General features: G+C 60.5%; 21 protein-coding genes and 2 pseudogenes. 6 read left to right on the top strand and 17 right to left on the bottom strand.

The annotated features are described in order from the left end of the window. A complete protein-coding gene (locus QF038_RS03965) occupies positions 1-312 on the top strand; it encodes a putative quinol monooxygenase (RefSeq protein ID WP_142056995.1) in 312 nt (103 codons plus the stop codon). Beyond that, positions 312-824, top strand: coding sequence for a gluconokinase (locus QF038_RS03960; protein ID WP_307608958.1), 513 nt, complete (start codon positions 312-314; stop codon positions 822-824). Before QF038_RS03965 ends, QF038_RS03960 begins: the two co-directional genes overlap by 1 nt. A 154-nt stretch (positions 825-978) precedes the next feature. Here the strand turns inward: QF038_RS03960 and QF038_RS03955 are convergent, their stop codons facing one another. Continuing rightward, complete coding sequence (locus QF038_RS03955; protein WP_307608956.1) at positions 979-1,758, bottom strand: enoyl-CoA hydratase/isomerase family protein; 780 nt, start codon at positions 1,756-1,758, stop codon at positions 979-981. 121 nt (positions 1,759-1,879) lie between these two features. Then, positions 1,880-2,226: pseudogene (locus tag QF038_RS03950) on the bottom strand (2Fe-2S iron-sulfur cluster-binding protein); the annotation flags it as partial. Between the two features lie 297 nt (positions 2,227-2,523). Here QF038_RS03950 and QF038_RS03945 point away from each other — a divergent pair. Further along, complete coding sequence (locus tag QF038_RS03945) at positions 2,524-3,396, top strand: alpha-1,2-fucosyltransferase (RefSeq protein WP_307608954.1); 873 nt, start codon at positions 2,524-2,526, stop codon at positions 3,394-3,396. A 36-nt stretch (positions 3,397-3,432) separates the two neighbouring features. On the opposite strand, the gene QF038_RS03940 is transcribed toward QF038_RS03945, so the two are convergent. Next, positions 3,433-4,611: an acyltransferase gene (locus tag QF038_RS03940; protein ID WP_307608952.1), complete on the bottom strand. Its 1,179-nt coding sequence runs from the start codon at positions 4,609-4,611 to the stop codon at positions 3,433-3,435. A 204-nt stretch (positions 4,612-4,815) separates the two neighbouring features. On the opposite strand from QF038_RS03940, the pseudogene QF038_RS03935 reads away from it, so the two are divergent. After that, positions 4,816-5,211 (top strand): annotated as a pseudogene (locus QF038_RS03935) (NAD-dependent epimerase/dehydratase family protein); the annotation flags it as partial. A gap of 100 nt (positions 5,212-5,311) precedes the next feature. On the opposite strand, the gene QF038_RS03930 reads toward QF038_RS03935, so the two are convergent. The 14 genes from QF038_RS03930 to QF038_RS03865 form a co-directional block, all read right to left on the bottom strand. Next, complete coding sequence (locus QF038_RS03930) at positions 5,312-6,388, bottom strand: acyltransferase (protein WP_307608951.1); 1,077 nt, start codon at positions 6,386-6,388, stop codon at positions 5,312-5,314. Between the two features lie 141 nt (positions 6,389-6,529). Further along, positions 6,530-7,612, bottom strand: coding sequence for an acyltransferase (locus QF038_RS03925; protein ID WP_307608949.1), 1,083 nt, complete (start codon positions 7,610-7,612; stop codon positions 6,530-6,532). 3 nt (positions 7,613-7,615) lie between these two features. Continuing rightward, positions 7,616-8,791 (bottom strand): O-antigen ligase, encoded by a 1,176-nt coding sequence (locus tag QF038_RS03920; protein ID WP_307608946.1) that lies wholly within the window; start codon positions 8,789-8,791, stop codon positions 7,616-7,618. Continuing rightward, entirely contained in the window at positions 8,788-9,897 is a 1,110-nt protein-coding gene (locus QF038_RS03915; protein WP_307613397.1) for a glycosyltransferase, read from the bottom strand. Before QF038_RS03915 ends, QF038_RS03920 begins: the two co-directional genes overlap by 4 nt. A gap of 62 nt (positions 9,898-9,959) precedes the next feature. Further along, entirely contained in the window at positions 9,960-10,907 is a 948-nt protein-coding gene (locus QF038_RS03910) for a glycosyltransferase family 2 protein (RefSeq protein ID WP_307608944.1), read from the bottom strand. Next, entirely contained in the window at positions 10,900-11,976 is a 1,077-nt protein-coding gene (locus QF038_RS03905) for a glycosyltransferase (RefSeq protein ID WP_307608942.1), read from the bottom strand. Before QF038_RS03905 ends, QF038_RS03910 begins: the two co-directional genes overlap by 8 nt. Then, entirely contained in the window at positions 11,973-13,085 is a 1,113-nt protein-coding gene (locus QF038_RS03900) for a glycosyltransferase family 4 protein (RefSeq protein WP_307608940.1), read from the bottom strand. The genes QF038_RS03905 and QF038_RS03900 overlap by 4 nt, the downstream gene beginning before the upstream one ends. Then, a complete protein-coding gene (locus QF038_RS03895; RefSeq protein ID WP_307608938.1) occupies positions 13,076-15,319 on the bottom strand; it encodes an N-acetylneuraminate synthase family protein in 2,244 nt (747 codons plus the stop codon). Before QF038_RS03895 ends, QF038_RS03900 begins: the two co-directional genes overlap by 10 nt. Then, positions 15,316-16,026 carry a cytidylyltransferase domain-containing protein gene (locus QF038_RS03890; protein WP_307608936.1) on the bottom strand — a complete coding sequence of 237 codons (711 nt, stop codon included), beginning with the start codon at positions 16,024-16,026 and terminating at the stop codon, positions 15,316-15,318. Before QF038_RS03890 ends, QF038_RS03895 begins: the two co-directional genes overlap by 4 nt. Beyond that, a complete protein-coding gene (locus QF038_RS03885) occupies positions 16,023-17,051 on the bottom strand; it encodes an RNA-binding protein (RefSeq protein WP_307608934.1) in 1,029 nt (342 codons plus the stop codon). Before QF038_RS03885 ends, QF038_RS03890 begins: the two co-directional genes overlap by 4 nt. Further along, positions 17,042-18,049, bottom strand: coding sequence for a glycosyltransferase (locus QF038_RS03880; RefSeq protein WP_307608932.1), 1,008 nt, complete (start codon positions 18,047-18,049; stop codon positions 17,042-17,044). The genes QF038_RS03885 and QF038_RS03880 overlap by 10 nt, the downstream gene beginning before the upstream one ends. Next, positions 18,046-18,942: a glycosyltransferase family 2 protein gene (locus QF038_RS03875; protein ID WP_307608930.1), complete on the bottom strand. Its 897-nt coding sequence runs from the start codon at positions 18,940-18,942 to the stop codon at positions 18,046-18,048. Before QF038_RS03875 ends, QF038_RS03880 begins: the two co-directional genes overlap by 4 nt. Further along, positions 18,939-20,984: a glycosyltransferase gene (locus QF038_RS03870; RefSeq protein WP_373461507.1), complete on the bottom strand. Its 2,046-nt coding sequence runs from the start codon at positions 20,982-20,984 to the stop codon at positions 18,939-18,941. The genes QF038_RS03875 and QF038_RS03870 overlap by 4 nt, the downstream gene beginning before the upstream one ends. Positions 20,985-21,087: 103 nt before the next feature. Further along, positions 21,088-22,872 (bottom strand): ABC transporter ATP-binding protein, encoded by a 1,785-nt coding sequence (locus QF038_RS03865; protein ID WP_307608929.1) that lies wholly within the window; start codon positions 22,870-22,872, stop codon positions 21,088-21,090. Positions 22,873-23,302: 430 nt separating this feature from the next. Here QF038_RS03865 and QF038_RS03860 point away from each other — a divergent pair, with 430 nt between their 5' ends. Together QF038_RS03860 and QF038_RS03855 are read left to right on the top strand one after the other, a co-directional pair. After that, positions 23,303-24,700, top strand: a complete 1,398-nt coding sequence (locus QF038_RS03860; RefSeq protein ID WP_373461614.1) for a sugar transferase — start codon at positions 23,303-23,305, stop codon at positions 24,698-24,700. A 450-nt stretch (positions 24,701-25,150) separates the two neighbouring features. Beyond that, positions 25,151-26,623, top strand: coding sequence for a DUF4012 domain-containing protein (locus QF038_RS03855; RefSeq protein ID WP_307608924.1), 1,473 nt, complete (start codon positions 25,151-25,153; stop codon positions 26,621-26,623). The last annotated feature ends 8 nt before the right edge of the window (positions 26,624-26,631 follow it).

The following is a 26,631-nucleotide window of genomic DNA, read 5'->3' as shown; positions in this document are numbered from 1 at the left end:
ATGACTGTTATTGTTACCGCCATCTTCACCCCCAAGGACGGGGCGTTCGACGACGTGGTGGCCGCCCTCTCCCCCGCCATTGCCGAAGTACACGACGAGCCCGGATGCGAGCTCTATGCCATCCATGAGGCACCCAACGGCCAGATCGTCATGATCGAAAAGTGGGAATCCGCGGAGCTGCTGGACGCCCACGGCGCAGGAGAACCCGTCAAGCGCCTGAATGCCTCCCTTGAAGGCCTCCTGCAGGGGCCCGTTGAGGTCACCCGGCTCGCGCAGATCCCCGCAGGAACACCTCACCAGGGCACCCTCTGATGAAGCCCGTCATTGTTGTTATGGGTGTGTCCGGAGCAGGGAAATCGACAGTCGGGGCCGCGCTTGCGGAACGCCTGGGCGCTGCATTCGTCGACTCCGACTCGCTGCACCCGCAGGCGAACGTCGAGAAGATGGCCGCGGGGACGCCGCTCACGGACGAGGACCGGTGGCCCTGGCTCGATCTGGTGGGGGCTGAGCTGGTTTCAGATCACGCTGATGGGATTGTGGTTGCCTGCTCCGCCCTGAAGCGCGCTTACAGGGACGCCATCAGGGCCAAAGCACCCTCGGCAGTGTTCGTTCAACTGCAGGTGGAGCTTCCGCTCCTGCAAGACCGGGTTGCCCGGCGGCCCGGACACTTCATGCCCGCTTCACTGCTGACGTCCCAGCTGGAGACACTGGAGCCCCTTGAACCGGACGAGGCAGGACTAACAGTGTCCACGCAGGAAGGAATCGAGGCGACTGCCGAAGTGATCGTCTCGCAGCTCCGCGCCCCTGCGGCAGCCACGTCCTGAAGCAAGGCTGCCTGCATTGGGTCTCGGGATGAGGTGGGCGGGGTGCTTTCGCCAAGCTTGGTTTCGCTCCCCACCCGCGCCCTCGCCTCGCAAGCTCGGCAGGGGAACCCTGCGTGCGTGGGCCCGACTCAACCACCGGGCTGGGTTTTGGTACTCAACCGCGGAACTGCGGCTCGCGCTTCTCCTGGAAAGCCCTGAATCCCTCGGCGTAGTCGTCGGTTTTGCAGAGCCTTGCCTGCTCGGTGTTCTCCTGGGCCATGGCCTCCCACAGGCCCAGGCGCTGGTCCCGGATGTGGGCCACCAGCTCCTTGCTGGCGGTGAAGGCACCGGTGGCACCGCGCGCCACCTTGGCCACGATGGCCCGGGTGTTTTCCAGCAGTTCGTCCGCCGGCATGGCGCGGCTGAACAGCCCCTGCGCCACGGCCTCGGTACCGCTGATAAGCTCGGCCGTGTAGATCAGGTCCAGCGTCCGGTGCATGCCCAGCCGCTCCGTGAAGTACCAGTGCCCGCCCGAATCCAGCGTCGCGCCCAGCTTGGCGAACGGCGACCCGAACTTCGCGTTCTCCGCCACGTACACCACATCCGTGGCCAGCAGCAGTCCCAGCCCCACGCCCAGGCAGGCCCCGTGGGCCGCCGCGAACGTGGGAGCCGGGAACGCGCTCATCTTCTTCAGCAGCGGCTCCACCAGCCCGCTTAGGTACGTCGCGGCGTCGTCATTCTCCGGATTGACGCCTGAAATGTCCCGGCCCGCGCAGAAGGCGCGGCCCTCTCCCCTGAGCAGCAGCGCCCGCACCTCACCGCGGGAGGCGGCGGCAGCAGCGTCGTCGTACGCCTGGGACAACTCCGCCAGCGCCTGCTCATCCAGCGAGTTCAGCTTGTGCGGTGCGTTCAGGACGATCTCGGCGACGTTGTTGCTGATGGAGAGGGAAATCATTTGTTCCTTCTTTCTGGGTTTCGACAAGCTCAACCACCGACGGGCTTGGTTTCGACAGGCTCAACCACCGGGGGTTCGACGGGCTCAACCACCGGCCTCGGCTCGACCACGGAAACCACCGTTACACGTCGAAGTCGACGGTGACTTCCTTGCTGGTGGGGTGGCTCTGGCAGGTCAGGACGTACCCCTTATCCAACTCATCCTGCTCCAGCACATACTTCTCGTCCATGGTCACGCAGCCGGTGACCACCTTGGCCCGGCACGTGCCGCACACTCCCCCGGCACACGCGAACGGCACATCCGGGCGGTTCTTGTACGTCTCCTTGGACTCGTCCACCACCACGGGCCGGCCCGCATGCCCCTCCGGCTTGGCCGGCTTGCCCGACGTAAACAGCTCGAACCGGATGTTCTCCGGCTTCACCCCGCGCGCTCGGCCAAGGTGTCCCGGCACAGCTGCACCAGCTCAAACTGATCAGCGGCGCGATCCGCTCCACAAACAACTTTGCCAAAAGGACCACGCATGTCCTTATCTGCGGCCTGCATAGCCGAATGAGATTTCCACGCCACGCACCTCAGGGAGCCTCACGTATCAACTAAATATCCAGGAGTATTTCGCGCAGGGAATTACCGGCACAACAGTAAGTTGATCGGGTTGTCGGACCGGGAAATCCAGCAGTAAGAAAGAGGTGCAGTGGCGACACCGAATTTCGCCTTGGGGAAGACACCGGGTTATTAGTTGACGATTCCAAATACTATGCTTTCCCCATGGGGAACTTCGCAACAACGCTATACAACATCAAGGGTGCGGCCTTGCGCCCTCTGCGCATTGGCAGTCGCCGCATATTGTGGACGCCAAATCAGGGTCTGGGCTTCGGCAATTTCCTGTACCTCTGGCTGCACGCTCATCTGGAACAGGCGGCAGGCCGTGACTATCGTGTGTTTGAGACGCCCGCGATGAGTCCATGGCTGACAGCGTTTCCTCTGCTGCGCGAGCGGCTTGCAATCAGCTCGGACAGCATCCGTTTTCGGGACCGGCGTGAGTGGCGCCACGACACGTTGTTTCAGGCCTTTGGCACCGAGTACACAAGAACCGAACTGCGGGAATTCATCACCACGTTCCTTGTCCCGCACCTCGAGCCGGAAGTGCAGGCGCCGGGAACTGTAGTGGTTAACATAAGGCGCGGCGACTACTATTCGGTCCCTCATTTCCGGAAAGCTTACGGCTTCAATATCGCCGGCTACCTGGAGGCTGCACTTGAAGTGGCAAAGGAGGCAGAGGACATTCCCAAAGCCACTGTAGTATCCGACGATCCGGCGTGGTGCAGGTCCAACCTGGACGCCATCCTCACCGAGCATGCCGGTACCGTCGAGTACGTTCCCAAAACGGCGGGGCCGCTGGAGAACTTTCGCGCAGTGTCAACAACACGACGGCTGATCGGTACTAACAGCACCTTCTCATACTGGGGCGGCTACATAGCCGACGTGGTGCATTCCGACGCCCAGATCGTCATGCCCGAGTTCCACGCCCGCTGGCAGCATGATCCCTCCGCCTACCAGCTTGACCCCAATTGGGACATCATCCGGGCTCTTCCCTCTGGCTGGGACGAACCCCGCGAGGATCTTGTTGTAGCTACCTGATTTTTCGGTCGCTGGCTTTGCAGCTGGCGAGGAAGCTCATGTTGCTTCCTCCGCCGTCGTTACCGCTTCTGCAGATCGGTCCGTCCTCTCTAGGCGGGATAGCCCGGGCATTGGCGCGTCCGTACCCCAGCGCCTCGCAGCGCGGGCAGCCGCGCTGGAGCCGACCCAGTTCGCCAAACGGCGGCTGGGATCCTCAATAAGTCGGAAGAACAATTCAGTGGTCAGCACAACAACTGGCCAGGCAACCGCCACGGCAAGCCAAGGTGCGCCGGGGAAAACCAAGGTGGCCGACACAATGATCGGTTCATGCACCAAGTACAGACTGAACGATCTGGTAGCGAGCCAGACGACAGTGCGTCGGCTCGAAAATCTTATGGCAGGGCTCCACACCAGGAACGCGATAACGAGGGCCGTGCAGGCTATCAACAGGAGCAGCCTCCGGGCAGGAACCCCTGGCGTGGACCATACGGCCGAAAAGAGAACAGCTGCGGCCGCCATGGATGCAATCCCGACAGCCTTTCTGTCAGCCAGTGCGCCTATGTGTTTGTAGCCCGCAGCCAGAAAGGCACCTATGCCAAACATAGGCAGGTATTGGAGACAGTCACTACCAATTGACAGTCCAGCAGATGCGAGCAGGATCATGCCACTGGCACCGGCCAGCCACCAGCGCCGAAGCAACACCGCCAACAGGACAAAAACCGGCAACAACAGAGAGAAGATCAACTCCCACTTCAGACTCCACAACACCGAGTTGTATCGGCCCGTGCCCAGCAAAGCGAACGCTTCACGAACTAGGCCTTTGAGCGTTATGGCGCCACTGTGGACATCAACCCACCAGGTCTGTTCCGGCGATGTGACTCTTGGTACCGCAGCGACCAATACTGCTGTCAGAACAACCGCCGCCACGATTGGCACGTACAAGCGCAGAAGCCGTTTGGGATAATAACTGACCCAGGAAGGACTCCGGGCCCCAAAGAAGGGAAGAACCAGAACGAAACCGGAAAGGATGAAGAACACAAAGACCGCTTCTCCACCTGCGAACAACGCGTTAAAGGGTGATCTCTGTACGGCGCTTACCCAGGCATCCGGCTCATGCCTGGAAGACCGTTCCAGCCCATCCGCCCAGGTGGGAAAGATCAGCGCCGTATGACTGAACACCACTATCAAGGCTGCGATTCCTCGCAGGCCATCCAAGCCTTCTAACCTGCGACCCATTAGCAGCTCCCCAAAGCAACATTTACCCGGCAGCCTGCACGGGCAGTTCGATCCTATGCATATGGGGATAGAACCCTGAAATCGTAGCCAAACTTACGCCCATCTACTGAAATCCGCCCTGGCGAAATCGACTTCGTTTAGCTTTTTTGCACCCTTTCATCCGCCGTTTTAGTACTGCAGCATCGGAGGTTCTAGGCTCGGCTCATGAAGGTATTGGTTACCGGCGGGACCGGCTATATCGGCTCGCATCTGCTCTTTTTCTCCTCGAACAAGGCCACGAGGTAGTAATTTTCGATAACCTGGCTAATTCGAGCGTTGAATGGATCCTCCGTTGCGGATCCCTTGCAGTACTACAGGACCAACGTGGTGGGCACTCTCAACCTGTTGCAAAGCATGGCCGCTGCCGGCGTTCGCAAGCTGGTATTCAGCTCCTCAGCGACCGTGTACGGGGCTTCGGAGGAGGTTCCCCTGAAAGAGTCCTCCCCACTCGGCGCAACCAACCCGTACGGTCGCACCAAGGAACAGATTGAGGACATATTGTCGGATCTGAGCGCTGCCGACCCCCGATGGAGCATCGCTTTGAGCGAAAACCCGACGGGATTCGCACCACAGGTTGCTGTACACGAGGGCCAGCAGGATTAGCGACTAAGGCGGGACATCAAATCCCGGACAGAATGTACCCAGAATTAGCGCCAGGGACTTACTGGCGTTGGGGGCCGGCTCCGAAAGCAGGACCAAATGAGGGTTTCCAGTTTCTGGAGGCCCTCTGCAGAGGCAGTTCCAGGAACCGCCACGAGGCATAAGCCAAGGGGACCGTGAGCGCCACCGCCAAAAGAGCACTCCACTCGGCTCCTGCGACCGCAGAGAACCCGAAAACAACTACGAGCTGCTGCACCGGAAAAGCATAGATGTACATCCCGTAGGAAATATCATTCTTCACGCCCACCCGGGTGGTCATCACCGCACCGAGCCACAGCAACAAGACGGCAAAGGGAAGAGGTCCCGCCCAGTTCTGCACACCCAGAGCCCAGGTCAGGGAAAAGAGCAGAGTCGCGACTATGCCAACGGCTGCATTGGTACGAAGCCGCCCTCTGAGCGCAAAGACAAGCATGCCGGAAACGAAGAACGCCCAGAGCCTCAGGGCCGGGACAGCCCGGTCAACTACCCCAAGGCTGCCGTCACCGAATCGCGTTGCAACCGCCGCAGAAAGAACCAGCAGTACGGTGGTGAGCACTGCTACCTGATGTTTTCTGACGAAGGGAAAGCTCAGCAAAACACCAGCGGTCACATAAGCGCCAAACTCGAAGAAAAGTGTCCACAAGGAACCGTTCCAGGAATCGTGATGGGGGACGCCGCTGAGGGTGTCACCCACGGCCAGTTCCCCGAGCCACAACGTCATATTCTGCAGGATGTAATTGACCGCGTCCCACACGTTGTAGCTGCGGTGGGATACCAGCACTGAGAGGGGTGCGAACACAAAAGCTGTGATGATCAGCACCATCCAGAAAGCCGGATAAATGCGTACGGCGCGCCGCCACATAAACGTTCCAAACTCCAGCCGCAGCCTTGACCCCGCAATCAGATAGCCACTAATCGCAAAAAAGCCATTAACCGCCCACGTTCCGAGCAGGAATGCGGGCCATTCAGGTTGAACTCCCGTGAGCGGATAGGTGTGCCAAAAAATGACGCTAGTGGCGAGCAGCAGCCGGATGAAATTGAGCGAATTGTCCCTTGAGTCCAAAGCGTCCCCAATCGCCTTTTGCCCAAGTTTCAACATAAACATCCCACCCCAATAGTCATATGAAAATAATACGGCAAAATTAACCCAGCATGCTTCCTACTTGTGGTGTCAGAAATGTAATCTGCATCACCGTGATTTCCAAGGACGTAGAGTCCGATGCGTTCAATAACCACGTAATTAGCCTTCCCCGGAGGCCCCTTCCGCTGTGCGGCTTTTCCGCCGGTCCCGCCATTTCTCCAGCAGCCGCCTTAGTACCGCACTGCAGCGTTTCTCCCCGGTCTCGTATAGTAGCCAGGAAGCGCCGATTGACACTGCGGCGGCCAACAACATAGCCCAATCCCGGCCCACGAACGGCAGCACAGCAGTGATGGTGACATAGCCGATGACGGCGTGGATGATGTACAGGGAGTAGCTGATCTTCCCCAGCCATTGAAGGGCGGCAATGGTGAGCCAGGAGGTTGTTGTCCGCATGGTTACCGTTACGAAGAATGCGCAAATACCTGCTACGACCGCAGCGTCCACCCAACTGTGCAGAACGCCTGTTACGAAGACGGCACTGCCGGACGAGAGCAGCAGGAGGGGCGACATCCTCCTCTGAGCCCTGGCAGTAAAAGCCAACATTCCTGCACAGAACAGAGGAGCGTATTCCGCGAGCGTGAGATTCAAAACAATCTTCACCGGCGTTATCACGGATTGCGGATCAATGCCCTGGCTGTACGGTCCCGCCCAGATGGCCACAAGGACAGCCATCAACAGCCAAAAGAAGGACACCCGGGAAACGACTCTGTCAGACAAACGGCACCGGGTGACGATCAGTAGGACAGCTATCAGGACATAAAACTGAAGCTCCACCGCCAGGGTCCAGTAGACGTCGACTGCGTTGGGAACCTGCAGCCATCTTTGACCCATGGTGAAATTCAGGAGTGCTTCCCAAGCGGAGAGCCGGAGATGCGGCTCGTGAAGGACCGGTGCCACCGCGAGCGCAATAATCAGGGACAACCAGTACGCGGGATATATGCGCGACGCCCGGGATATGACGAAATCACTGGGCTCCGTTGCCCTGCGGGCGGACATCAGGATAACGAAACCGCTGATAAGGAAAAACAGCTGGACGCCAAATGCGCCATAGGGGAAATCGAAGAAGGCTTTAGGGGCATCCACATTTATGGTGTCGTATGCACCCGTGAAGTGCGAGACAAGGACAGCGACGGCAGCCAGTCCCCGAAGCCCATCGAGTTCGCTGAATCTGCCGGTGGTCATCGCTTAGGCCGTGCGTCCAAGGGTCTCGCTACGCCCGGTGTGTAACTTCACGGCGTAACCGAGGACGATAAATCCGGGGATCGAAAGAAAAACCTCACCCAGCTTCCATGCGCAGACAAGCAAGGCAATCGTCGCGGCTTCGACATACAAAACCTCGGCCGTCCGGGCCATCCTTTCGAATGGGCGCAGCCCACAGAGGAGGTAGGTCCCAATTATGACGACGAAGAAGAGGAAACCGCCCTCCACAATAAGAGCTAGGTAGGAATCGTGGAAAAACCATTGGCGCCCGGCCATGTCCACGTATGACTCCCCCAGTCCCAGACCGTACCAAGGTGCGCTTTGCGTCTTGTCAATTGCAGCTTCGCCGATACGCTCCCGCAGGTCATCCGACCCCTCCCGGTCCCTGAAAATCCACGTCCTGGCCAGGTTCGCCTCGACGTACTGAAGGCCCACAATCAGCAGTATCCCGAGTCCTGCACGCCCAACGCGAGACAGCTTGGAACTGACTGTCACCCAGATAATGGCGGCGGCTAACGCCGCGAGGCTGGTCCGCGAGCCCGTAAGGAACACCCCAAAAATGCCTGCGGCAACAGCTATCGCCCGCAGACGCCGGCTGGAGGTGGCAGCAGCAATCAGAAGCGGGAAGATGGTGTAATACAAACCGGCGACATTCTTGTCACCCAGAAAGCCGGTCAGTACCCCCCCATACGTGTCAGGAGCCACCCCGGCATAAAACAAGACGGCATTTCCGATCAGGGCGAGGCAAGCGCCGTGAAGCCCGGCCCGAAGATTAACGCGGCCTGAACAAATCACACCCAGCAGCGATACCATGGACGCAATCCGGGCTGCCCGTCTGAGCCAGTCAATATCGTTGATCGTCGAGCTGAATGCCAGGAAAATCAGCAGCAGTCCGAGGATGGGAAGCAGCCATTGAGCCGACGGCGGACGGTGGCTGGGAGGGCGCAGGAGCGCCAGCAGTACCAGTGCTACGGCCGCCAGCTCGCTGACGGGAATGGCCCCGGGCATCCCGGGAACATGAAAACCGTCGAAAACAAAAAGGGCAAAAAGGAGACCGTCGGTGAATCTGCCGCGGCCCCTCAGGACGGGCGGCCTGGGCGGGTTCTGATGACGGCTCCGCATCCCGGCTTGTCTGTAGGAATGCGTGACACTATGGCTCATACGGGCGATTCTTCAAGTATTAATGCCTCAATCCCTGCATGAAGCTTCATCCGAAAACGGTCTTCCGAGAAAACGCTAACATGGTCCTTAATTTCCGCAGGATCCCACTGCTCAGCTTCAAAGCCGAGGACAGCGTCTCTAATGCAGGCAGCCAAGGGCTCATCAAAGAACGTTCCGGTGGTGCCCTCCAGGATGGTATCCAGGTATCCTCCAGCACGAAGGGCGATGGTGGGCTTGCCCCATGCCGCGCCTTCCAAGGGAGTGATGCCAAAGTCTTCGTGGGACGGCGCAACCACAGCAGTCGCCGAGGCGTACGCCCACCGCATCTGAGCATCGGTGATGTTGGACGCGAAGCGCACGTTCGGGGAAGCTGCTGCCTTGAGTTCCTCGAGCAAAGGCCCAGCACCAATGACAAGAAGGCGCTTATCCAGATCCCGAAACGCCTCAATGGCCTGGTCCACGTTTTTGTAGGGCAAAAGACGTGAGACCACCAGGTAGTGTCCGCCCTGTCCGACGAAATCTTCAAGGCCGGGAATTGGCTCCCGGTTGCCTTCGATGTCCACGCTGTGGGGTGGATGCAATATATCTACATCCATTCCGTAGACGTCATTGATCCGCTCCTGGACTACGGTGGAGTTGGCCACATAGACGTCGGCCCGGGATGCAGCGCGGCGGTCCCAACGCCGCAACGCTGGTCCCAGAATCCGAAGGGCCACTCCTGCCGGGAAATTTCGCCGCGAACTGCCGACGTACTGATCCGTGAGGTAAAGCCAGCGTGCAGGTGAATGGCAGTAGACGAACGTCCTGCCTGTGGTGCTGAACCCGTGTGCCCATCCGCTCGAAGAGGCCAGGACAATGTCGGCGGGAATTTTCAGGGAAGTGGAAGTGTAGGCCAGCAACGGCAGGGCGGCCCGGTGGTTCTTGCGGAAAAAAGAAAACTTGTTCAACGGCGAGGTCACAATGTCGGCGTTGGCGAATTCCGGGTAGGTCCCTTCAGGATGGTAAAGCGTGGTGTAGATCTTGGCGTCAGGAAAGGCCCTGTGCATCGCCAGGACAACCCTCTCGGCCCCGCCTTTTTGCGTCAAATAGTCATGCGTAATCGCCACAATAGGCTTGCGTTTGGCCACAGTAAATTTCCCCCCAATAAAATTACCGGTCTAGAGAAGAATTAGAACCGGCTTAAGGCTCTCGTCGGATAACGAATTCCGGCAAGTCCGGCGGATTCAACGGTCAGTGCTACCAATTTCTCGGCTACCGCACCGGGAAGCAGACCCGCCGTACGATCAATAAAGGCTGCCCAGGGCCCGACGCTCTTTTCCGTGGCAACCGCACTGGCAGCCCACACCACATTGCCCCAAATTCCCGTCCGCTGCGGGCCCTTTCCCAGTGCGTCCGACCCGTGCAACTCGATAAACAATTCCCTCGCTGCGCCGGAATGGAGGGCCCTCAGCGCCCGGATCGGTGTGGTTGTTGCCGCCACGTGATGGGGCGTGCTGAGCTGGGGATCTATTCGTACCTTGACGCCCGCCTTGTGGAGCCGGTAACCGTAGTCGACGTCTTCCCAGCCGTATGTCCTGTATCGCGGGTCGTAGCCCTTTATTCGGAAATGGACGTCCCGGAGGACGGACACGTTTCCGGCCCAATACCGCCACTGGTTCTCTGGTTCCGCCGCCATCGCATCGCGCCGAAATTTCCGGTCTGCATTCCGCCCATACACTCTGGCGTACGGGGTGTGCGGCAGGATGTTTTCGTAGAGTCCTATCACGCCGGCCGGTTCGCCCTGGTGTCCGGCGATATGCCTCTCCAGAAAGTCTGTTCGCGGCTCGAGGTCATCGTCGCACCGGACAAGCACCCGTCCGGATGCCTTTTCGAAGCCAGCGTTGAGAGCCGCAGTCCGGCCTTTATTTTCGCCGAAAACTATGGCCTGCAACCGGAACGGGACATCGGCGGAAACGCTCTTCAAATAGCCCGCTGAATCGTCCGTGTCGCCATCCACCACCACAATGACTTCAAAGTCGTCGGTACTCTGACGCGAAAGTGCCGCTAAGAGGACCGGCAGACGCCGAGCTCCCCCACGGCTTGGAACGATGACACTGGCGGCGACAGGGTTATGCATGGCGAACGTCCTCCGGCGAAGAGTAACCAATCTCTGACAACAGGAATTTGAGCCGTTGGCGGCCGGCCTGCGGTGAGAACATGCGCTCCCAGCGGTCGAAACAACCTTGCAGGTCGGACTCTTCAGAGTCGACGGCCAGCGTGATCATGTTGGCAAGGCCGACGGCGTCCCCCCGTTTCGCAATCCATGGATAGTCCCTGCCCACTACCTCAGGAAGGGCTCCGGCATCCGAGACAACAAGCGGGACCTTGGCCGAGAGCGCCTCCGCCGCCACGAGTCCAAAAGGCTCCGGCCAAAGCGAGGGACACACCAAAACATCAACGCGGCCAAAGAATTCGGCTGGCGTAATCCAACCGGTCCTCTCCACCGAGTCACCCAGCGCCGCCACGGAATCGTCCACGACCGAGGACGACTTTGCGTCTACGAAGCGCGGTTCACCGGCCAGGACAAGACGAAACTTACGGCCGGAACGGCGTTGCAGCTCGCGTATGGCCCCGCACAGGACCACGACTCCCTTTTCCGTCGAGGTCCTGCCCAAAAATCCGACCCGGACTGTGCCGGTCCCAACGTCCGAAAGCGTCCTGCGCCGGGCGTGCACTACCGGATGTACCCAGTTATGCAATACCCGCGATCCGCGAACTGCTGAAGCCATGTCAGCGGACGGAACGACGGTTGCTATAGCTCCCCACCTGGACATCGCAGCGAGAAGCCGGAGTTTTCCGACCGGGCGCTGGTGCAGATGCACTACGCGCCTCTTCCGTGCGGCTGTGGATACCGACGGCAAGAGGCCGTTGCACCATAGAAGGCCGAGGCGTTCACGCCGGTCCCAGCGGCGAAGCGACAGAACGTACTGGAGCCGCGTGCGGGCAGGCAACACAACCGTGCTAAAACCCCGGTCCCGGGCGAGATCCACCAAACCTGACGGTGCAGACGGTCCCACTACAACGACGTCGAAACCCAGCCCCACCATGGCCTCTGCGACATTCAGGAGCATTACCTCGCCGCCGCCGATGTCACCGTTGTTGGTAGCGAGGGCAATTCGCCCGTGCAGTGTTCCCTTGGTGGTCATGCTGCTGCCTGCTCGTATACGGCGGCGATGCGCGCCGCCATGTCGGATACGGTGATGGTGGCGGGTCCTCCGGGCAGGGGCGCCGTGCCCGTGGCTACACCGCCAAGAATTCTTTGGGCAACGCTGTGCGGCGAATTTTGCTGCACGAGGCAGTCCTTGTGGACAATTTCGGGGTTACCGCCCACATCAGTGGCGACCACACGGATGCCCGCGCTGACGGCATCCAGCAGCGTGTAGGAGCAGTTTTCCCACACGGAAAGCTGTACCAGAACGTCTGCATCGGCCATCGCTGCCACGGGATCTACGAATCCTGGAAACTCGACGGCGTGGCCGACCCCCAGCTCCATCGCACGTTTCTCAAGCGAGGCCCGCAGCGGCCCCTCCCCCGCTATCACCAAGCGGGCTTCCTGGTTTTCCGTGGCTACCAGCGCAAATGCGCTGAGTAAGGTTTCGAGTCCCTTTTCCGGCGCCAGCCGGGACAGGGAGAGGATTTTCGCTCCCGCCGCAGTCCCGGACGCCTTCCGGAGTTCCTCCACGCGTCGGCTGATCTCGTGCCCGTCCACGCCGTTGGGAATGACGACGACGGGCCGCCGCGGCTTCCATTTTGCTGCCATAGTCCTTCTGGTGGCTTCGGAGACCGCGATGACGGCGTCTGCCCGCAGAAGCCGAATCCTGTGCATGAGTGCCTTGACCTGTGACTTCCAGGGTGCGCCGTGATAGATCCCGTCATCACCCGCAATCCCGTGCTCTGTGGTGACCAGACGGACTCCTGTTCTCAAGGCAGCCGCTGCAGCCACGACGTCGGCATAGGCCAGGTGGGAATGCACAATGTCGGGCCGGAGGTGGCGGAGGTGTTGGGTCAGGGTCCTTAAAGACCGGTGGAATCCTGCCGCGGGGCCGAGGTGGCCGGTGAGGACCGCCACGCCCATGTCCCGGAGCCGTTGAGCCAGCATTCCCTCCGGGCACAGGACCACAAGGTTCCAGCCGGGCAGGCCTGCCCCCGCGGTGTCCAGGACATGGCGCGCTACGCCCCCCAGCTCCGGCACCGGCACAACCCACAGTGCAGTCCGCCGCCGTGATCCAACCTGCGTCACCCTGCTCAGAACCATTTTTCCAGCCGGTCCAGCGCCGTCCAGAAGCCCTCGCCGCTGTTGACGTGGCCCTGCCAGATTTCGGGAATGAACGGTGCGTCCGGAGTCATCCGGTCCAGCTGCTCCGCCAAGGCTGCCCAATCGACTTCCCCCTCGGCAACCTGCACCCCTTCGCCATCAACACCGGTGGCATCAACGAGGTGAAGGTGGATAGTGTGGGGTGCCATCAGCTCTACGGCTTCGGTGAACGACATCCCCAGGAAGTTCGCTGCCAGCTTCGAGTGCGAGACGTCCAGGCACAGTTTGGTTCCTGTGGCAGCCGCGAAGTCCGCCGTGTCCTTGGGATCGAGGAACAGGTTGTGGAATTGCTGTCCCCCCATCAGCCAGGGGTACGGGGGAAGGGTTTGCGCTGCAATCCGAACGCCGTTTGTGTCCAGGCGTTTGAGGGCGTCGTGGATCCTTGAGTACATTGCGGGCCGTTCCGAGGGAGCCACGTGCTTGTCAGCCGTGAAGCCGCCCATGGTGACCACCATGATGGGCTCTTCTTCCTTGGTGAACCATTTGGTCAACGATCGGGTGATATCGATGGTGCGCTGCACCTCAGAGATGGAACGCTCCCAAATCGCATCGTCCCTGGATGCGAGGTCCACCAGGAAGTCGCCCGCGAACAGGTCCGGCAGGTGGGTTGTGAACCCCATGTCCAGGGGCTGCTCGAATACCGAATCAACGTCGATTTCCAGGTCTTTGTAAGAGAAGTGGAACTCAAGGAAATCGGGGGTGCAGTCCGCGATCAGTGCGGCGTGATCGTGGTAGCGGACGGGTAGCCCCCACGGGCGCGAGAAGTCAAAGTCCCGGCCGGTGGGCACTTCGTCGGTGAGGTCCCCGGCGAAGAAGAAGTCGCCCTCCGAGAAGCTGCGGCGCATGGTGCGGCCGAGCAACAGGGGCAGGGCGTTCGGCTGCAGGCCACGCCCCGGGCTTTTCACCGCCACATCTTCCGCCGTCAGGACTTGTCCCTTGGCCACAGGCCGGGCAGCAACCAAGGATTTGGCGAGCGTGACCCGGTTCATCATTTCCCCGGTGGATACCTGGCGCGGAGTGCTTTCTCCCGTAGATTCCTCCACCTCGCGAATTTGTTGAACCATCTGGGCGAACTCGTCCGGGAGGAGGGAAACCTTATGGTCGTTGCCTTCCATGGAAGTGTCGATGGTGAAGTGTTTTTCGATGATTCGGGCTCCGCGTGCCACCGCAGCCACGGGAACGTGGAACCCGCGCTCGTGTCCTGAGTACCCCACGATGCACTGGCCGATCTCGGCAAGGCGGTCCATGTAGGCCAGGTTGACATCCTTGAACGGGGCGGGATACGTGGACTGGCAGTGCAGCATGGCGTAGCTGGAACCCAGGCCCTGCATCAGTGCGGCAGTCTGCCGAATCTCGTCCTCGCGTGACATGCCCGTGCTCAGGATCAAAGGCAGTCCGCGGCTGCCGGCGTCGTTGAGGAGTTCATGGTTAGTGAGGTCCGCGGAGGCTATTTTCAGCCCCGGGATCCCGTAGTCCACGAGCACGTCGACGCTGGGCGAATCCCAGGGGGTGCACATGACGTCAATGTTGTGCTGTTTGCAGTGGTCGAACACCTCCACCAGGCTGTCAGCTCCGAGGGAGACACGGGAGAGCAGGTCCAGCGTGTACTGCGCGCCCAGGTCCTCCCCGGCACTGGAGCCACCGGATTGGCGGTAAAGGGCTTCCATGTCGCGAAGCTGGAACTTGACGGCGTCGGCTCCGGCTTCAGCAGCCAAATCGACCAGCTTCTTGGCGAGGTCCACCGAGCCGTTATGGTTGTTGCCGATCTCGGCGATGATGAACGCCGGATTGCCGGCACCTATTTCATGCCTGCCAATCCGCAGGACGTCCGCCCGGTCGATGGCAATGGCCATCAGGTGTCCGCGCTGGTCCACCAGGGGAAGATGGCTCACGCCGCGGTGCATGTACGTGCCGAGTTCAGCAGGAGGCGTTGTATGGCGGGCCGTGCGGACGTTTCTGTTGGCCACTGTAAGACAGGAAGTGGTCAGGTCCGCGGCGGAGTTCTCGACGATCCACCTGCGGAAGTCGCCATCAGACAGGGATCCCTGCAGGACCCCGTGTTCGTCAACGCAGAATACGATCCGTTCCTGATTGGCCGTGATTTTCTGTAGCCCGGTGAGGATGGGATCCTCCGAGAATACGATGTAGGGCTTGATGTTGCGTTCGACGATCATTGCGAGGCTTCCCCTTCAGTGCCCATTTCCCGACGGAAGCGAATCATTTGCTGCTGCGCAATGGAGAGGTCCACTTCTGTGTCAACATCGGCGCCCTCCCCCTCGGCCATAACAAACAATCCGATGCGCCCGCCCAGGCGGTTATGGTGCTGCTCGTAGATTTCGGTTCGGGTTAGGTAGAGTGACCCGGTCTCGCGGTAACGGAAATCCTCTGCCGCGAGGTCCTGACGGCGGGGCCGGCTTCCGACCTCGTAGTCGGCTCTGGGCCGCTCTCCCATGGTCCACAGGAAGGGTGTCTGCGGAACTACTCCCACTAGGGAATCCACCCCCGTCTCCTTGAACTGGGCTACCGCGCGGTCCAGTGTTCCTTTGAAGCGGATCGGCGAGGTGGCCTGCAGAAGCATCACGGCGTCCGGCCGTTGTCCCTGGTCAGATCTGAACCCGATGGCGTGCTCCACCACGGGCTCAGTGGCCGTCTGGTCTTGGGCAAGCTCGGCTGGCCGCAGGAAGGGCACGTCGGCTCCTGCGGCACGGGCGACGTCGGCGATCTCCGGGTCGTCGGTGGACACCAGGACGTCCAGGCCGCTGGCTGCCAGCGCTTGTTCGATGGTCCAAACGACCAAGGGTTTGCCACCGACGTCCCGCAGGTTCTTGCGGGGCACCCCCTTGGAACCGCCTCTGACGGGAATGATGCAAAGAATAGTCATGGGGACTCTCCGATAAGATTTTTTACGATGCGGGCTATCGCGACTGCCGGTTCAACAGCGGGTTGGACGGGAGGAAGGGTTGCGTCCCTGCCCCACTGCGACAGCGAGTATCGCTCCCAGAACTCCTCCAGCCAGGGCGGCGGATTGTGGTAGGTCACCCACGCCGGAAGACCCCTCACGGCAGCCTCCAGAACACCAGTGCTGAAGATGGAAACCACCGGCTGGGTCAGCTCACGCAAGGGCCCACCGGCACGATCAATGGACAACCCCCGCCGCTCCCAATAGGCGTGCTGCGCCCTTGAAAGGATGTCTGTTTCAGCAGGATGGGGCCGGTAAAGGGCTCCAGTGGACCTGCAAAACATCGACGTTGTCCGGGCCTTGCCCGGCCGCGGAAGCTCCGCCCCATGCAGCTGGCCCAGGAAAACCGGCTGGTCCGACACCACGCCGATCTTGGCGTCCCCTGCCGCATCCCAGAGCAGTTGTGAACCAACCACCGTGTGGGCTACATCTGATCTCTTCGAGATCGCATACTGGGCGTCCTGTTCCGAAAAGGCCAACAGCAGCGAGTTTCCGGGAAGCGGCGGTGCGTGCGGCGTTAGCAGGCCATGCTGGACCACCAAGAACTGCGCCTGTACCTGTTGGCCATAGAGCTCGGCCAGCCCGCCTATCGGTAAGTAGTGGCCGACGCCCAACACGACACGGACGGTGGAAAGCTCCTCGGGAACAAGCTCTGCCGAAACCCGCGACCAGGTCCAGTCCCCTTGGAGGAGGTGGCTCATCCGGCCGGGCAGGAGTACCGCGGCATCTACATTGCCCAACAGCTCCAGCGGCTTCAGCAAAGATGCCAGCTGCGTGGGTGTCGGCGCGTCCAGCGCGACCAGGACGCGTGGCGACGCTCCGCGCACGGCCAGCAAGGCGGTGGGGGTGGCCGCCGGGCGCATCCCGGCCCGCAGCTTTCGCAGCCGGTTTTGGCGCCCCTGCCAGGCCCGCCAGGCCTGCAGGTCCATGGGGTATATCAGTGCCACAGTGCCTCCAGAATTGGCATTCGGTGGGCGAACGTGTGCTCAGCCAGCGTGCGTTTCCTGCCCGCTGTCCGGAGCCGTTCAGCCCATAACGTGTCCTTAATCGCGCGTGCAGCCAACTCGCCCAGTTCATTGGGGTTCCCGAAGACAAGAGCCTCAACGCCAGGTTCATAGAACTCAGCGACATCCGGCCGATCGATTAGTTGGAGACCACCCATTCCTGGAACCTCGAAGGTGCGCATTGCCAGTCCGGCCTGGAGTCCGTGGATGTTGATGGCCGCAGCGGCTTCAGCCTGCACCACGTAGGCCTGCGACAAGGGAATGTCCCGCTCCGAGGGCAGATCCGGGCGGCTGATTTCCCAGGTCCGCAGCCGATCAAAAGCGTGGCGCGACCATTGGCGTCCATAGGCACGTACCGGAAGTCCGTCGCGCTTCAGTCCCTCAAGGAGCGCCACCCTGTTGGGGTAGCGCGACCCCACAAAGACGATTTCCGGTGTCCTCTTCGCCGGTGGTGAAGCAAGCGATGGATCGAACGCATTCGGAAGAAAGGCCGCTGTGACACCCTTCGACGTGAGCACAGCGGCTTCGTCACGACTATAGGTGGCCACGGGTCCAATGCTGCGAAGAAAATCGTCATCGTACCGGTGACGGGCGAGGTCGTCGTAGAGCCAAAGAATCCGGGGAAGCCGTCGTCTCTCCACTTCGGCCCAGAAATCCACGCCCAAGGAATCACCCTTGATGACAACCAGCTTGTGCGGCCGGGTTTCTTCGAGCGCCTGCAAAGCGCGGGCGGTTGCCCACTGCTCAGCCCGCCCGGTTCCATCCAGCCCTATTCTGCCGGGAAGCTCGAACAGGGCTTTGTTTCGTATCTTGTCCCGGACCTTACTGAATCCGTCATAGCAGTGCGAGGTGACCTCGTAGCCGACGCCCTCCAAGGCGCGGGCGATGGACTTGTAATAGCCGTGAAAGGTGGGCGTGATCAACAGCAACCGCTGGCTCATGAGTTCCCGCCCGTCAGGTAGGAAAGTTCCACGCGCAAAGTTGCCCTGGCATCGATGTCCCGGCCCAGGAACTGCCGGGTTCGATTCACCACGTAGTTGGCTGCTGAAGCACTGGAAAGCGCGAGCTTAAGTGCGCGCTCACCGCCCCATTTCCGGGCGTACCGCAGGCGGGAATCGACCAACCATTGCCGCCGTCGCGTTGGGTCGGACGAACCGCCCCCCTCGTGCATGACGCAGCTGGTCCCCAGGAAGACAGAGGGGATACCGATGTCCTTCAGGCGCCGTTGTAGATCCACTTCCTCGCTGTTCATGAAGAAGCCCTCGTCGAAGCCTCCCACCTGCCTGAACGCTGCGACCGGGATCAGCATTGCTGCGCCGAAAACCCAGTCCACGGGCACTACCGCCCCGTCCACGCACCGGGTGTCGTGACCGACGGCCTCGTGGAGTAACTTCAGATGCCTGTACCTTGCCAACGGGGACAACCACTCAACAGTTTGATGCAGTGCCGTGGGGAAATGGCGTCCCACCCACTGGGTGCTGCCATCCCGGCCCACGACCTGTGGGCTAACGACTGCGGGCTGCCACGGTTTTGCTGCAGCAAGGAGATCCCGGATGAACCCGGGGCCCAACTCCAAGTCGCTGTTGAGGACAAGCGCGTACTCTTTATCAGCTTGTGCCATCCCGGAGTTGACGGCCGACCCGAATCCACCGTTGACGGGCCGGCGGACGACACACACCCCGTCAACGTCCGGAAAGGGTTCAGGCGAGGCGTCATCACTGACGATGATCTGCACGCTGACAGAAGCTTGGCTTCGCAACGACTCGATCAAAGCCAGCGTGGGGGCGGGCGGGCCGAAGTGCGGAATCACAGCACTGACTTCAAGCGGTTTCATGCGCTGCCCACCATGAGCTGGCGTCTGGGCGCACGGCGAAGGATCCTGTATTCGAGGTGGCCCGCCACAGTTCCGGCGGCCCATCCGAGGGCCTTTGCGTACGGCTTCCTGGTGGCAGAACTGGACATCAGGCCGATCCGCATAAGCTGCGCGGCAAAGTTTTGCACGCCGCCTTTGAATGAAACCGGAGCGAGACGATGTTCATCGCTGAAGCGAGTCCACAGGAGTATGGCTGACTTTGCGTAGTAGAAATTCTGCTTCAGTAAACCCAGTGCTGTTGTTCGCTGAACGTAATCTATGACTGTTCCCGAGAGCCACTTCATCCGATAGCCGGCGAGCTGAAGGCGCCAGCCGAAGTCCGCCTCCTCATGTCCAGCCTTATACGACGAGTCGAAGCCGCCTACATTCACTAAGGCTTCGCGCCGGACCGCGCAGTTGCAGGTCAGCGCATAGGGAAGGAATCCGTGCACTGACCTTGGACTCGCGTCGGCATCGGAGCTCTCCTTTTCGAACGCACCACCGACAACCGATACTTTCTGCACGGCGCCGCCCACAAAGTGGTGATCATCCAGGGCATCCACCAGCTCGTTCACCCAACCTGCCCTGACAAGGTCGTCGGCGTCGCAGAAGAGTATCTTCCCGGACGTCGCATGCCGGGCACCTTCGTTCCTGGCGAATGCCGCCCCCCGGACCCGGCTGGCATCGACGATTTTGAAGGAGGCAAATTTGTCCTTCCATTCCTGCACGACGGCACGGGTACGGTCCGTGGATCCGTTGTCCGATACCACTACTTCGAACGAACAGTTTCCGGTCTGCGCAGCCAGGGCGGCCAGTTGCTTATCAATCGTTTGAGCCCCGTTGAAAACCGGGATCACCACAGTGGCGGCCAGCGGGGCGTTCCCGCGGGTCGTGGAGCAAACAACTTCACTTGCCCAGGCTTTGGAAGTCCCATACACGTTGTCCATCCGCGCCTTGAATTTCTGCGCGCCGTATATCCCGGCTGCCTCCACGCGAACCCGGCCGGCCTTTGCTTCTGCGGAACGGGGGTCGGCCAGAACACGGTTAACTCCTGCAGCGAAGCCGCCTGGCTCGTGGTCCACCGCTGCATACCAATCGGCGTGGCCGATTCCCTCAGCCCCCACTGGGGTTGTAACTACGGGAACGCCGGCAAGTAATGCCTCAACTACCTTGAACTTGACACCAGCACCCAGATGCAATGGAACAACCACCAAGGTCGCTTCGGCATACAAGGGCGCCAGATCAGCAACAAATCCAAGAAGGTGGATATCCGCCCTATCAGCCGCAGCCTGAACGTGGGGCAGGATTCCAGTGCCTGCGACCTTGACAGTCACTGAAGGATGCTGTTGCCGGATTTTCGGCAACACCTCGTCCAAGAACCAAGAAAGTCCCTGTTCGTTTTCCCAGCGGGCCAGGTTGGCCACGAAAAGAATATTGGCAGGGCCCGGGTGACGGTCGGTTTTTGCCAGTGCTTCGGTGGCCAGTGGCGGTTCGACCACCATCACCTCTGCAGCGCCAGAATTAACTAGCGCAGCATCTTTTTCACTGAGGACAACGAGAGCGTCGGCTTCCTGCAGGATTCGCCGCTCGAAAACGCGCGCCACCCCTATAGCCCAAGACCACCGCAGTTTTTTGATGGTCCCGTTGGAGGCCTGGCGGGCCCTCATGAACCGCTGGGAAAGAACGTCGTGCCACGTACAGATAACCTTCGCGTCAGGGTTGATTCTCCGTATGCGACGGACAAGTGATCCTGTTTCTGCCCATTGCAGATCGATGACATCGGCGCCGCGGATGATCGCCTCGAGATCAGGATTCCGGAAGAGGGAATGCTGCATGCGGCGTGCCATGGTAGCCGGAAAGATAATGCGCCTGACTGTTTCGAATATTTGATGCCGCCGGGCCGCCCGGGTGCCCCCAAAGAAATGGTGGTTCACCACTTGGCCGAGGGTTGACGCCCTCCGGGCTCCCGGTCCGTCCACCACCAGCGCCGTAAAGTCGTTGTTCGTGGCCAGGTACTTAGCCACGCGAAAAACGTAAACCGCCCCTGCATTGTCGGCAGGAAAGGCCGGGAGGGTAGGGGTTATCATGACGGCGGTTCCGTTGCCGCCCAATTGCGCGCCCATCGGCTTAACCCAGCTTTCCGAGGGCTACGAGGTGAGCAAAGTCCGGGCTGGCTTCGCGGACTTCCTCGAAGGTCCCTTCGGCCTCGATCAGGCCGCGGGACATAAAAATTACTTTGTCTGCCCGGCTAACTGTGGACAGTCTGTGGGCGACAAGAATAATGGTCATGCGGCCGCTGAGGGCCTCGATGGTTTCGGTAATTTTACTTTCCGTCGCGTTGTCGAGCGCGGATGTCGCTTCGTCCAGGACCAGGACCTTTGGCCGCCGGTAGAGTGCCCTCGCTATTCCTACGCGCTGGCGCTGGCCACCGGACAGGCGGACCCCGCGTTCCCCCAGTCTTGTCTCCAATCCATCAGGAAGGCTTGAAAGCAGGGGGGCAAGTTGCGCCAGCTCGATTGCTTCAGTCAATCGATCGTGGTCAATCTCGTCCGGGCTGCTACCGAATGCGATATTTGTCCGAAGCGTGTCATCCAGTACATAGATGTCCTGCGGCACGACGCCGAGTGAACCGAACCAGGCGGGAAGATCATCCATGATGTCCCGCCCGTTGATGGTGACAGTTCCTGACTTGGGGGCCAAGAGGCCAAGGATGACGTCCAAAAGAGTGCTCTTGCCGGCGCCGGAAGATCCTACGAACGCTGTCGTTTTGCCTTGTTCAATGACCGTCGAGACCCCGCGAAGGATGGGATCCTCTGCGTCCTCGAACTGATAGTGGACGTCCTTCAGGACCACATCACCTGCGGAGACGCTGGGTGCGTTACGCGTTTCTTTGTGGATTTCTTCCCCATCGAGCTTGCGAACCTCGTTTGCGAGGATTTCCAGCCCGACCCGGCCTGCACGGATAACGCCAACAGTGGCTACAGCACGGTTCAGAGTGGGCAACATGCGCAGCGACGCGGCTGCAAAGACGCCGAGGACCGCAACAGCCTCTGCTGGGTTGGTAGCAAACAAGAACCCCGCGATGGCGCATATTCCCACAATGAACGCAATTTCAAGAACATGTTTGGGAAGCTCCGACACCAGGGACAGGGACCTGTTGGCTCGGGCACGGCGGAATTTCGCGGTTTGGAATCTACTGACAAAATGCTCAGTGCTCGCCGTTATCCGTGCTTCCCGGAAGCCGTCAAGCCCCGGCATCAAAGCGGTCCATGCGTCCAGGTCCGTTTGCGCTATCTCTTGGCCGATCAGGCGGTGCCTGGCCCTGAGCGCCCGTTGGGAGCCCCATCCGATAGCGAAAAAGAAGACCACGCAGAACAGAGTGGCCAAGGGTGAGACGACAAACAGCACGACTGCGAGTGCCGCCAAGGTCAGTAGGTCAGCGAGCATACCAAGTAGGCCCAGAACAACTTGACCGAAAGTCTGGGGAACAGCGGAAGCTATGTTCCGATAGATCTCCGAGATGTTCCGCGTTCTGTGGATCGCGTAAGGGGACAGCACGTAGCGGCGCATGAGTTCCGTCGAGGCCTCCGCCTCGAGCTTCGTGGTGTGGCCTAACAGCCACCACCGGAAAACCACAGTCAAGGCGGTCTTTAGAACGAAGGCAGCGCCCACTAAGGCTGCCATGGCGAGGATGAGGGCCTGCATATCCGACGTGCCGATGACGCCGGCGATGGAACCGGCGATGCCTTCACTGGGCTCTGATCCCGACAGCAGTTGCATGAGGGGCAGCATGGCTGCCACTCCCAATGTGTCTAGACCGGCAACGAATGCCGATCCGACAATGGCCGTCATGATCCAGCCTTTAATCGGTCCCCGCAATAAGCTGCGGACGCGCCTGAGATCGGCGATCATCCATTCCCCCAAATTTATGCTCCCACTGTGGGAGCCCCCCTTGCCAGCGCGATGCGCAGCAATCGAATGCTAGCAGGACGACCGCAAGATACAACCCTCGCGACTCCGGATGTAATTAGCACCACAAGCGGTCAACATTGTTTGACAAGGACGTAACTAACCTCCTTTGGCAATAGTGGCACGTTTCATCGCAACGGATTCTGCGAAATACGCCGTTCTCGTGGGAATACCCCGCGTAAGCGGCGGGCCGTGAGTACTACCGCATTAATATTGCACCAAAATTAACGCCGCCTGAATCGATGTCCGCTTCATTACCGAGGCAGTTTTCGGTTAAGGTTATGGGGGAGTACCTGGCGAAGAAGTGCCTCACGTCAGGAATTGGGGGAAAAAATTGGACAACACATACGATTGGCGTGCCCGCACGTCCCGATTGCTGCGGGCTGTCGACGCATTCGTTATCACCTGGGCGGTCGCGGGAGCTTACATAGCCCGATTCGGCTTTGAACCCGATCTGGCGTCCATGAATGACGAAACAGCCTATGGCTTGTTCAGCATCGGACTCATCATCGCTTGGTGGCTGATGCTCGGCGCCTGGAACAGCCGCCAGAGCCGCATCCTGGGTGCCGGAACGGACGAGTACAGGCGCGTGGCTGCGGCTTCCCTTTGGCTTTTCGGATTGGTCGCGATCTTTTCTTACGTCCTGAGGATTGATACCGCGCGGGGGTACGTTGGGGTGGCCCTGCCCATCGGGCTCCTTGGCCTGTTGATCGCCCGGTGGTTCCTCCGCCAACACCTGAGCTTGGATCGCCGGAGAGGGAAGAGCATGTCGCGCCTCCTCATACTGGGAGGACCCAGCGCCGTGGCGCACCTTGCGGCATCTCTTCGCAGCGCAAGTGAAGGGGGTTATCTTCCCGTGGCTGCCTACACCCCTGGCGACCACGGCAACGGGGACGTTGAGCCGGAGTCCAATCTTCCCATTACGGGCAGCGCTCCGGACACTCCTTCCATCCTCGCTGCCATCGAAGACTGCGGCGCTGACGTGGTGGCAGTCTCCGCCGGAGTCCGGCTCCACCCGCAGACGCTCCGGCACCTTGGTTGGGAACTGGCTGCGCGAAACGTCGGGCTGATCATGGCTCCCGCACTGACGGACATCGCCGGGCCCCGCATCCACACTCAGCAGCTGGCCGGCCTTCCGCTGATTCATGTCACGACGCCCACCCTTGAAGGCGGTCAACGTGTCGCTAAGAGGCTCTTCGACCTGGTGATCTCGGTGCTGCTCATAGCCCTGACTGCCCCGCTGATGGCCCTGGTCTGCCTCATTGTCAAAGCCGACAGCCGCGGCCCCGTCCTCTTCAAGCAGGAACGCGTCGGAATGGAGGGAAACCCATTCCGCATGCTGAAGTTCCGCTCCATGGTCACCGACGCCGAGGAACGACTCGCTGCACTTGCCGACCGTTCTGAGGGAAACGGAGTCCTCTTCAAGATAAAGAACGACCCAAGAGTGACGCGCTCCGGCCGATTCTTGAGAAAGTACAGCCTGGACGAACTGCCGCAGCTGTTCAACATCTTTGCCGGCACCATGAGCCTGGTAGGCCCGAGACCTCCATTGGCGCAGGAAGTGGACTCTTACGAGCAGCATGTCCGGCGGCGGCTCCTCGTAAAGCCCGGTCTGACCGGGCTCTGGCAAGTCTCGGGGCGGTCCAACCTGTCCTGGCAGGATTCCGTGCGACTCGATCTGTACTACGTGGAGAACTGGTCCTTGATGGCTGACCTCGTCATAATCCTGCGAACCGTCCGTGCGGTGTTCCGCAGCACCGGCGCGTACTGACAGCTGGCCAGCAGTCACCGACGGACATTCTGCAACTGGAAGGCTTTCTACGCTATGACGGAACCCAGCACAAACACGGGCAGTGATCCCACACCTGTGCAAGACCGAAGGCAGTCACACAAACCTCGTCCCCATACCCGGCGACGCGCCGTGGTGATGTGGACGGCCGTGGCCCTGGCCGCCGTCGTCCTCGCGGCGACATGGTTAGGAACCCGGGCCCTTGAGGTACGAGCAGAACTTACCGCGGCGTCGGAACTTGTTCCTCGCCTCAAAGCCGAAATTGAGCGGGCAGATGCTTCCGCAGCTGCTGCCACGCTCGAAATGTTTAAGACTCATTCCGCACTGGCAAGGTCGGCCACGGACGACCCTCTGTGGTCCGCGGCCGGCGCCGTTCCCTGGATCGGCCCTAATTTCCGGGCCCTCCAAGACGTGGCGGAATCGGCTGACGAGGTGGCACAGTCAGCGGCCGGGCCGCTGCTGGGCATCTACCAGACACTCGATTGGCAGAGCCTGGCGCCAGGGCCCGAAGGAATCGACCTCGCACCGCTTGTGGTTGCCCAACCGATCCTCGCCGAAGCCTCACAAGCAATTGGCGCGGCTTCTGACCGTCTCGACCAGATCGACGCCGCGGCACTGATTCCCCAGCTCTCCGGGCCCGTCGTCGCCGCACGCGATGAAGTCAGGGTGCTCAAGGAAAGCCTCCGTACCGCTGCTGATGTCGCCCTGGTTGCTCCGGCCATGGCGGGCGGCCAAAACCCCAGAAGCTACCTGCTGCTGGTCCAAAATAACGCGGAAGCCCGGGCCACCGGGGGAATTCCAGGGTTCTTGGCCATCCTGGACGTCTACAAGGGAAAGCTGACGCTAGGGGCCCAACGCAGTACCAGTGCTGTCGGCGTGATGTCCCCGGTAATTCCCGTCGATCCCGAGCAGCAGGAAATCTACTCCGGCCGACTTGGGAAATTCATCCAAAGCGTGAATCTCACCCCGGACTTTCCCACTGCGGCCGCCACGGCACAGGCCATGTGGGAGAGGGAGTCCGGACAGCACGTCGAGGGCGTGATATCGCTAGACCCTGTCGCCCTCAGCTACATTCTTGGCGCTACGGGGCCGGTCAGGATTTCTGATCCCGATCTCCAAGTTCTTTCGGGTTCCGGTCTACCGACAGAACTCAACGCAGGCAACGTGGTGCAAACACTGCTGTCCGACACCTATACAAAAATCGGAAATCCGGAACTTCAGGACGCGTACTTCGCAGGAGTTGCTCGCGAGACCTTTCTGGCGCTCTCCAGCACCGGTACGGACTCGAAAAAGCTACTGGACGCGCTCGCCAGGGGGACTAACGAGGGCAGGCTACTGGTGCAGTCTAATTTTATGCAGGAACAGCAAACACTGCTGAAGTACCGGTTGAGTGGATCCGCAACGGGACCCGGCATTGGTCCAGGGCAGTTCGGCGCCTATTTCAATGACGCAACCGGCGCCAAGATGGACTATTACGTCAAACGGACGGTGCAGCTCATCCCGGCATGTCCTGCGGAATCCGGCCAGATGACGCTTCGAGTAACCAGCACCAACACCGCTCCAGCGGACGCCGCCACATCATTGCCCTCCTACGTGACAGGAGCCGGCGTTTATGGTGTCTCCCCTGGCTCCGTCCAGACCAACATTGTGGCGTATGGACCCCCTCATTCGCAGACCGGAAACGTCACAGTGAATGGTGCAGAAACGACCGCTGCGGCCTACATTCACGGCCGCCGGCCCGTGCAGACGGTAGGAATGACGCTGGTCCCCGGGCAAAGCGGTACCGTCGACTTCACTTTTGAAAACATCAATCAGGATATAGCGGCCTCTCTTGCGGTAACACCCGGCGTCCAGGACGTCAGTGACGTCATTCAGCCTGCCCAAGCGGTCACTTGCAGTTCATAAGGAAATGC

Origin of the sequence: Pseudarthrobacter sp. W1I19 (assembly GCF_030817835.1) — a bacterium.
Classification (GTDB): Bacteria; Actinomycetota; Actinomycetes; order Actinomycetales; family Micrococcaceae; genus Arthrobacter.
Note: the sequence above shows the minus strand (reverse complement) of the source record. Positions and strands in the feature narration are given on the sequence as shown.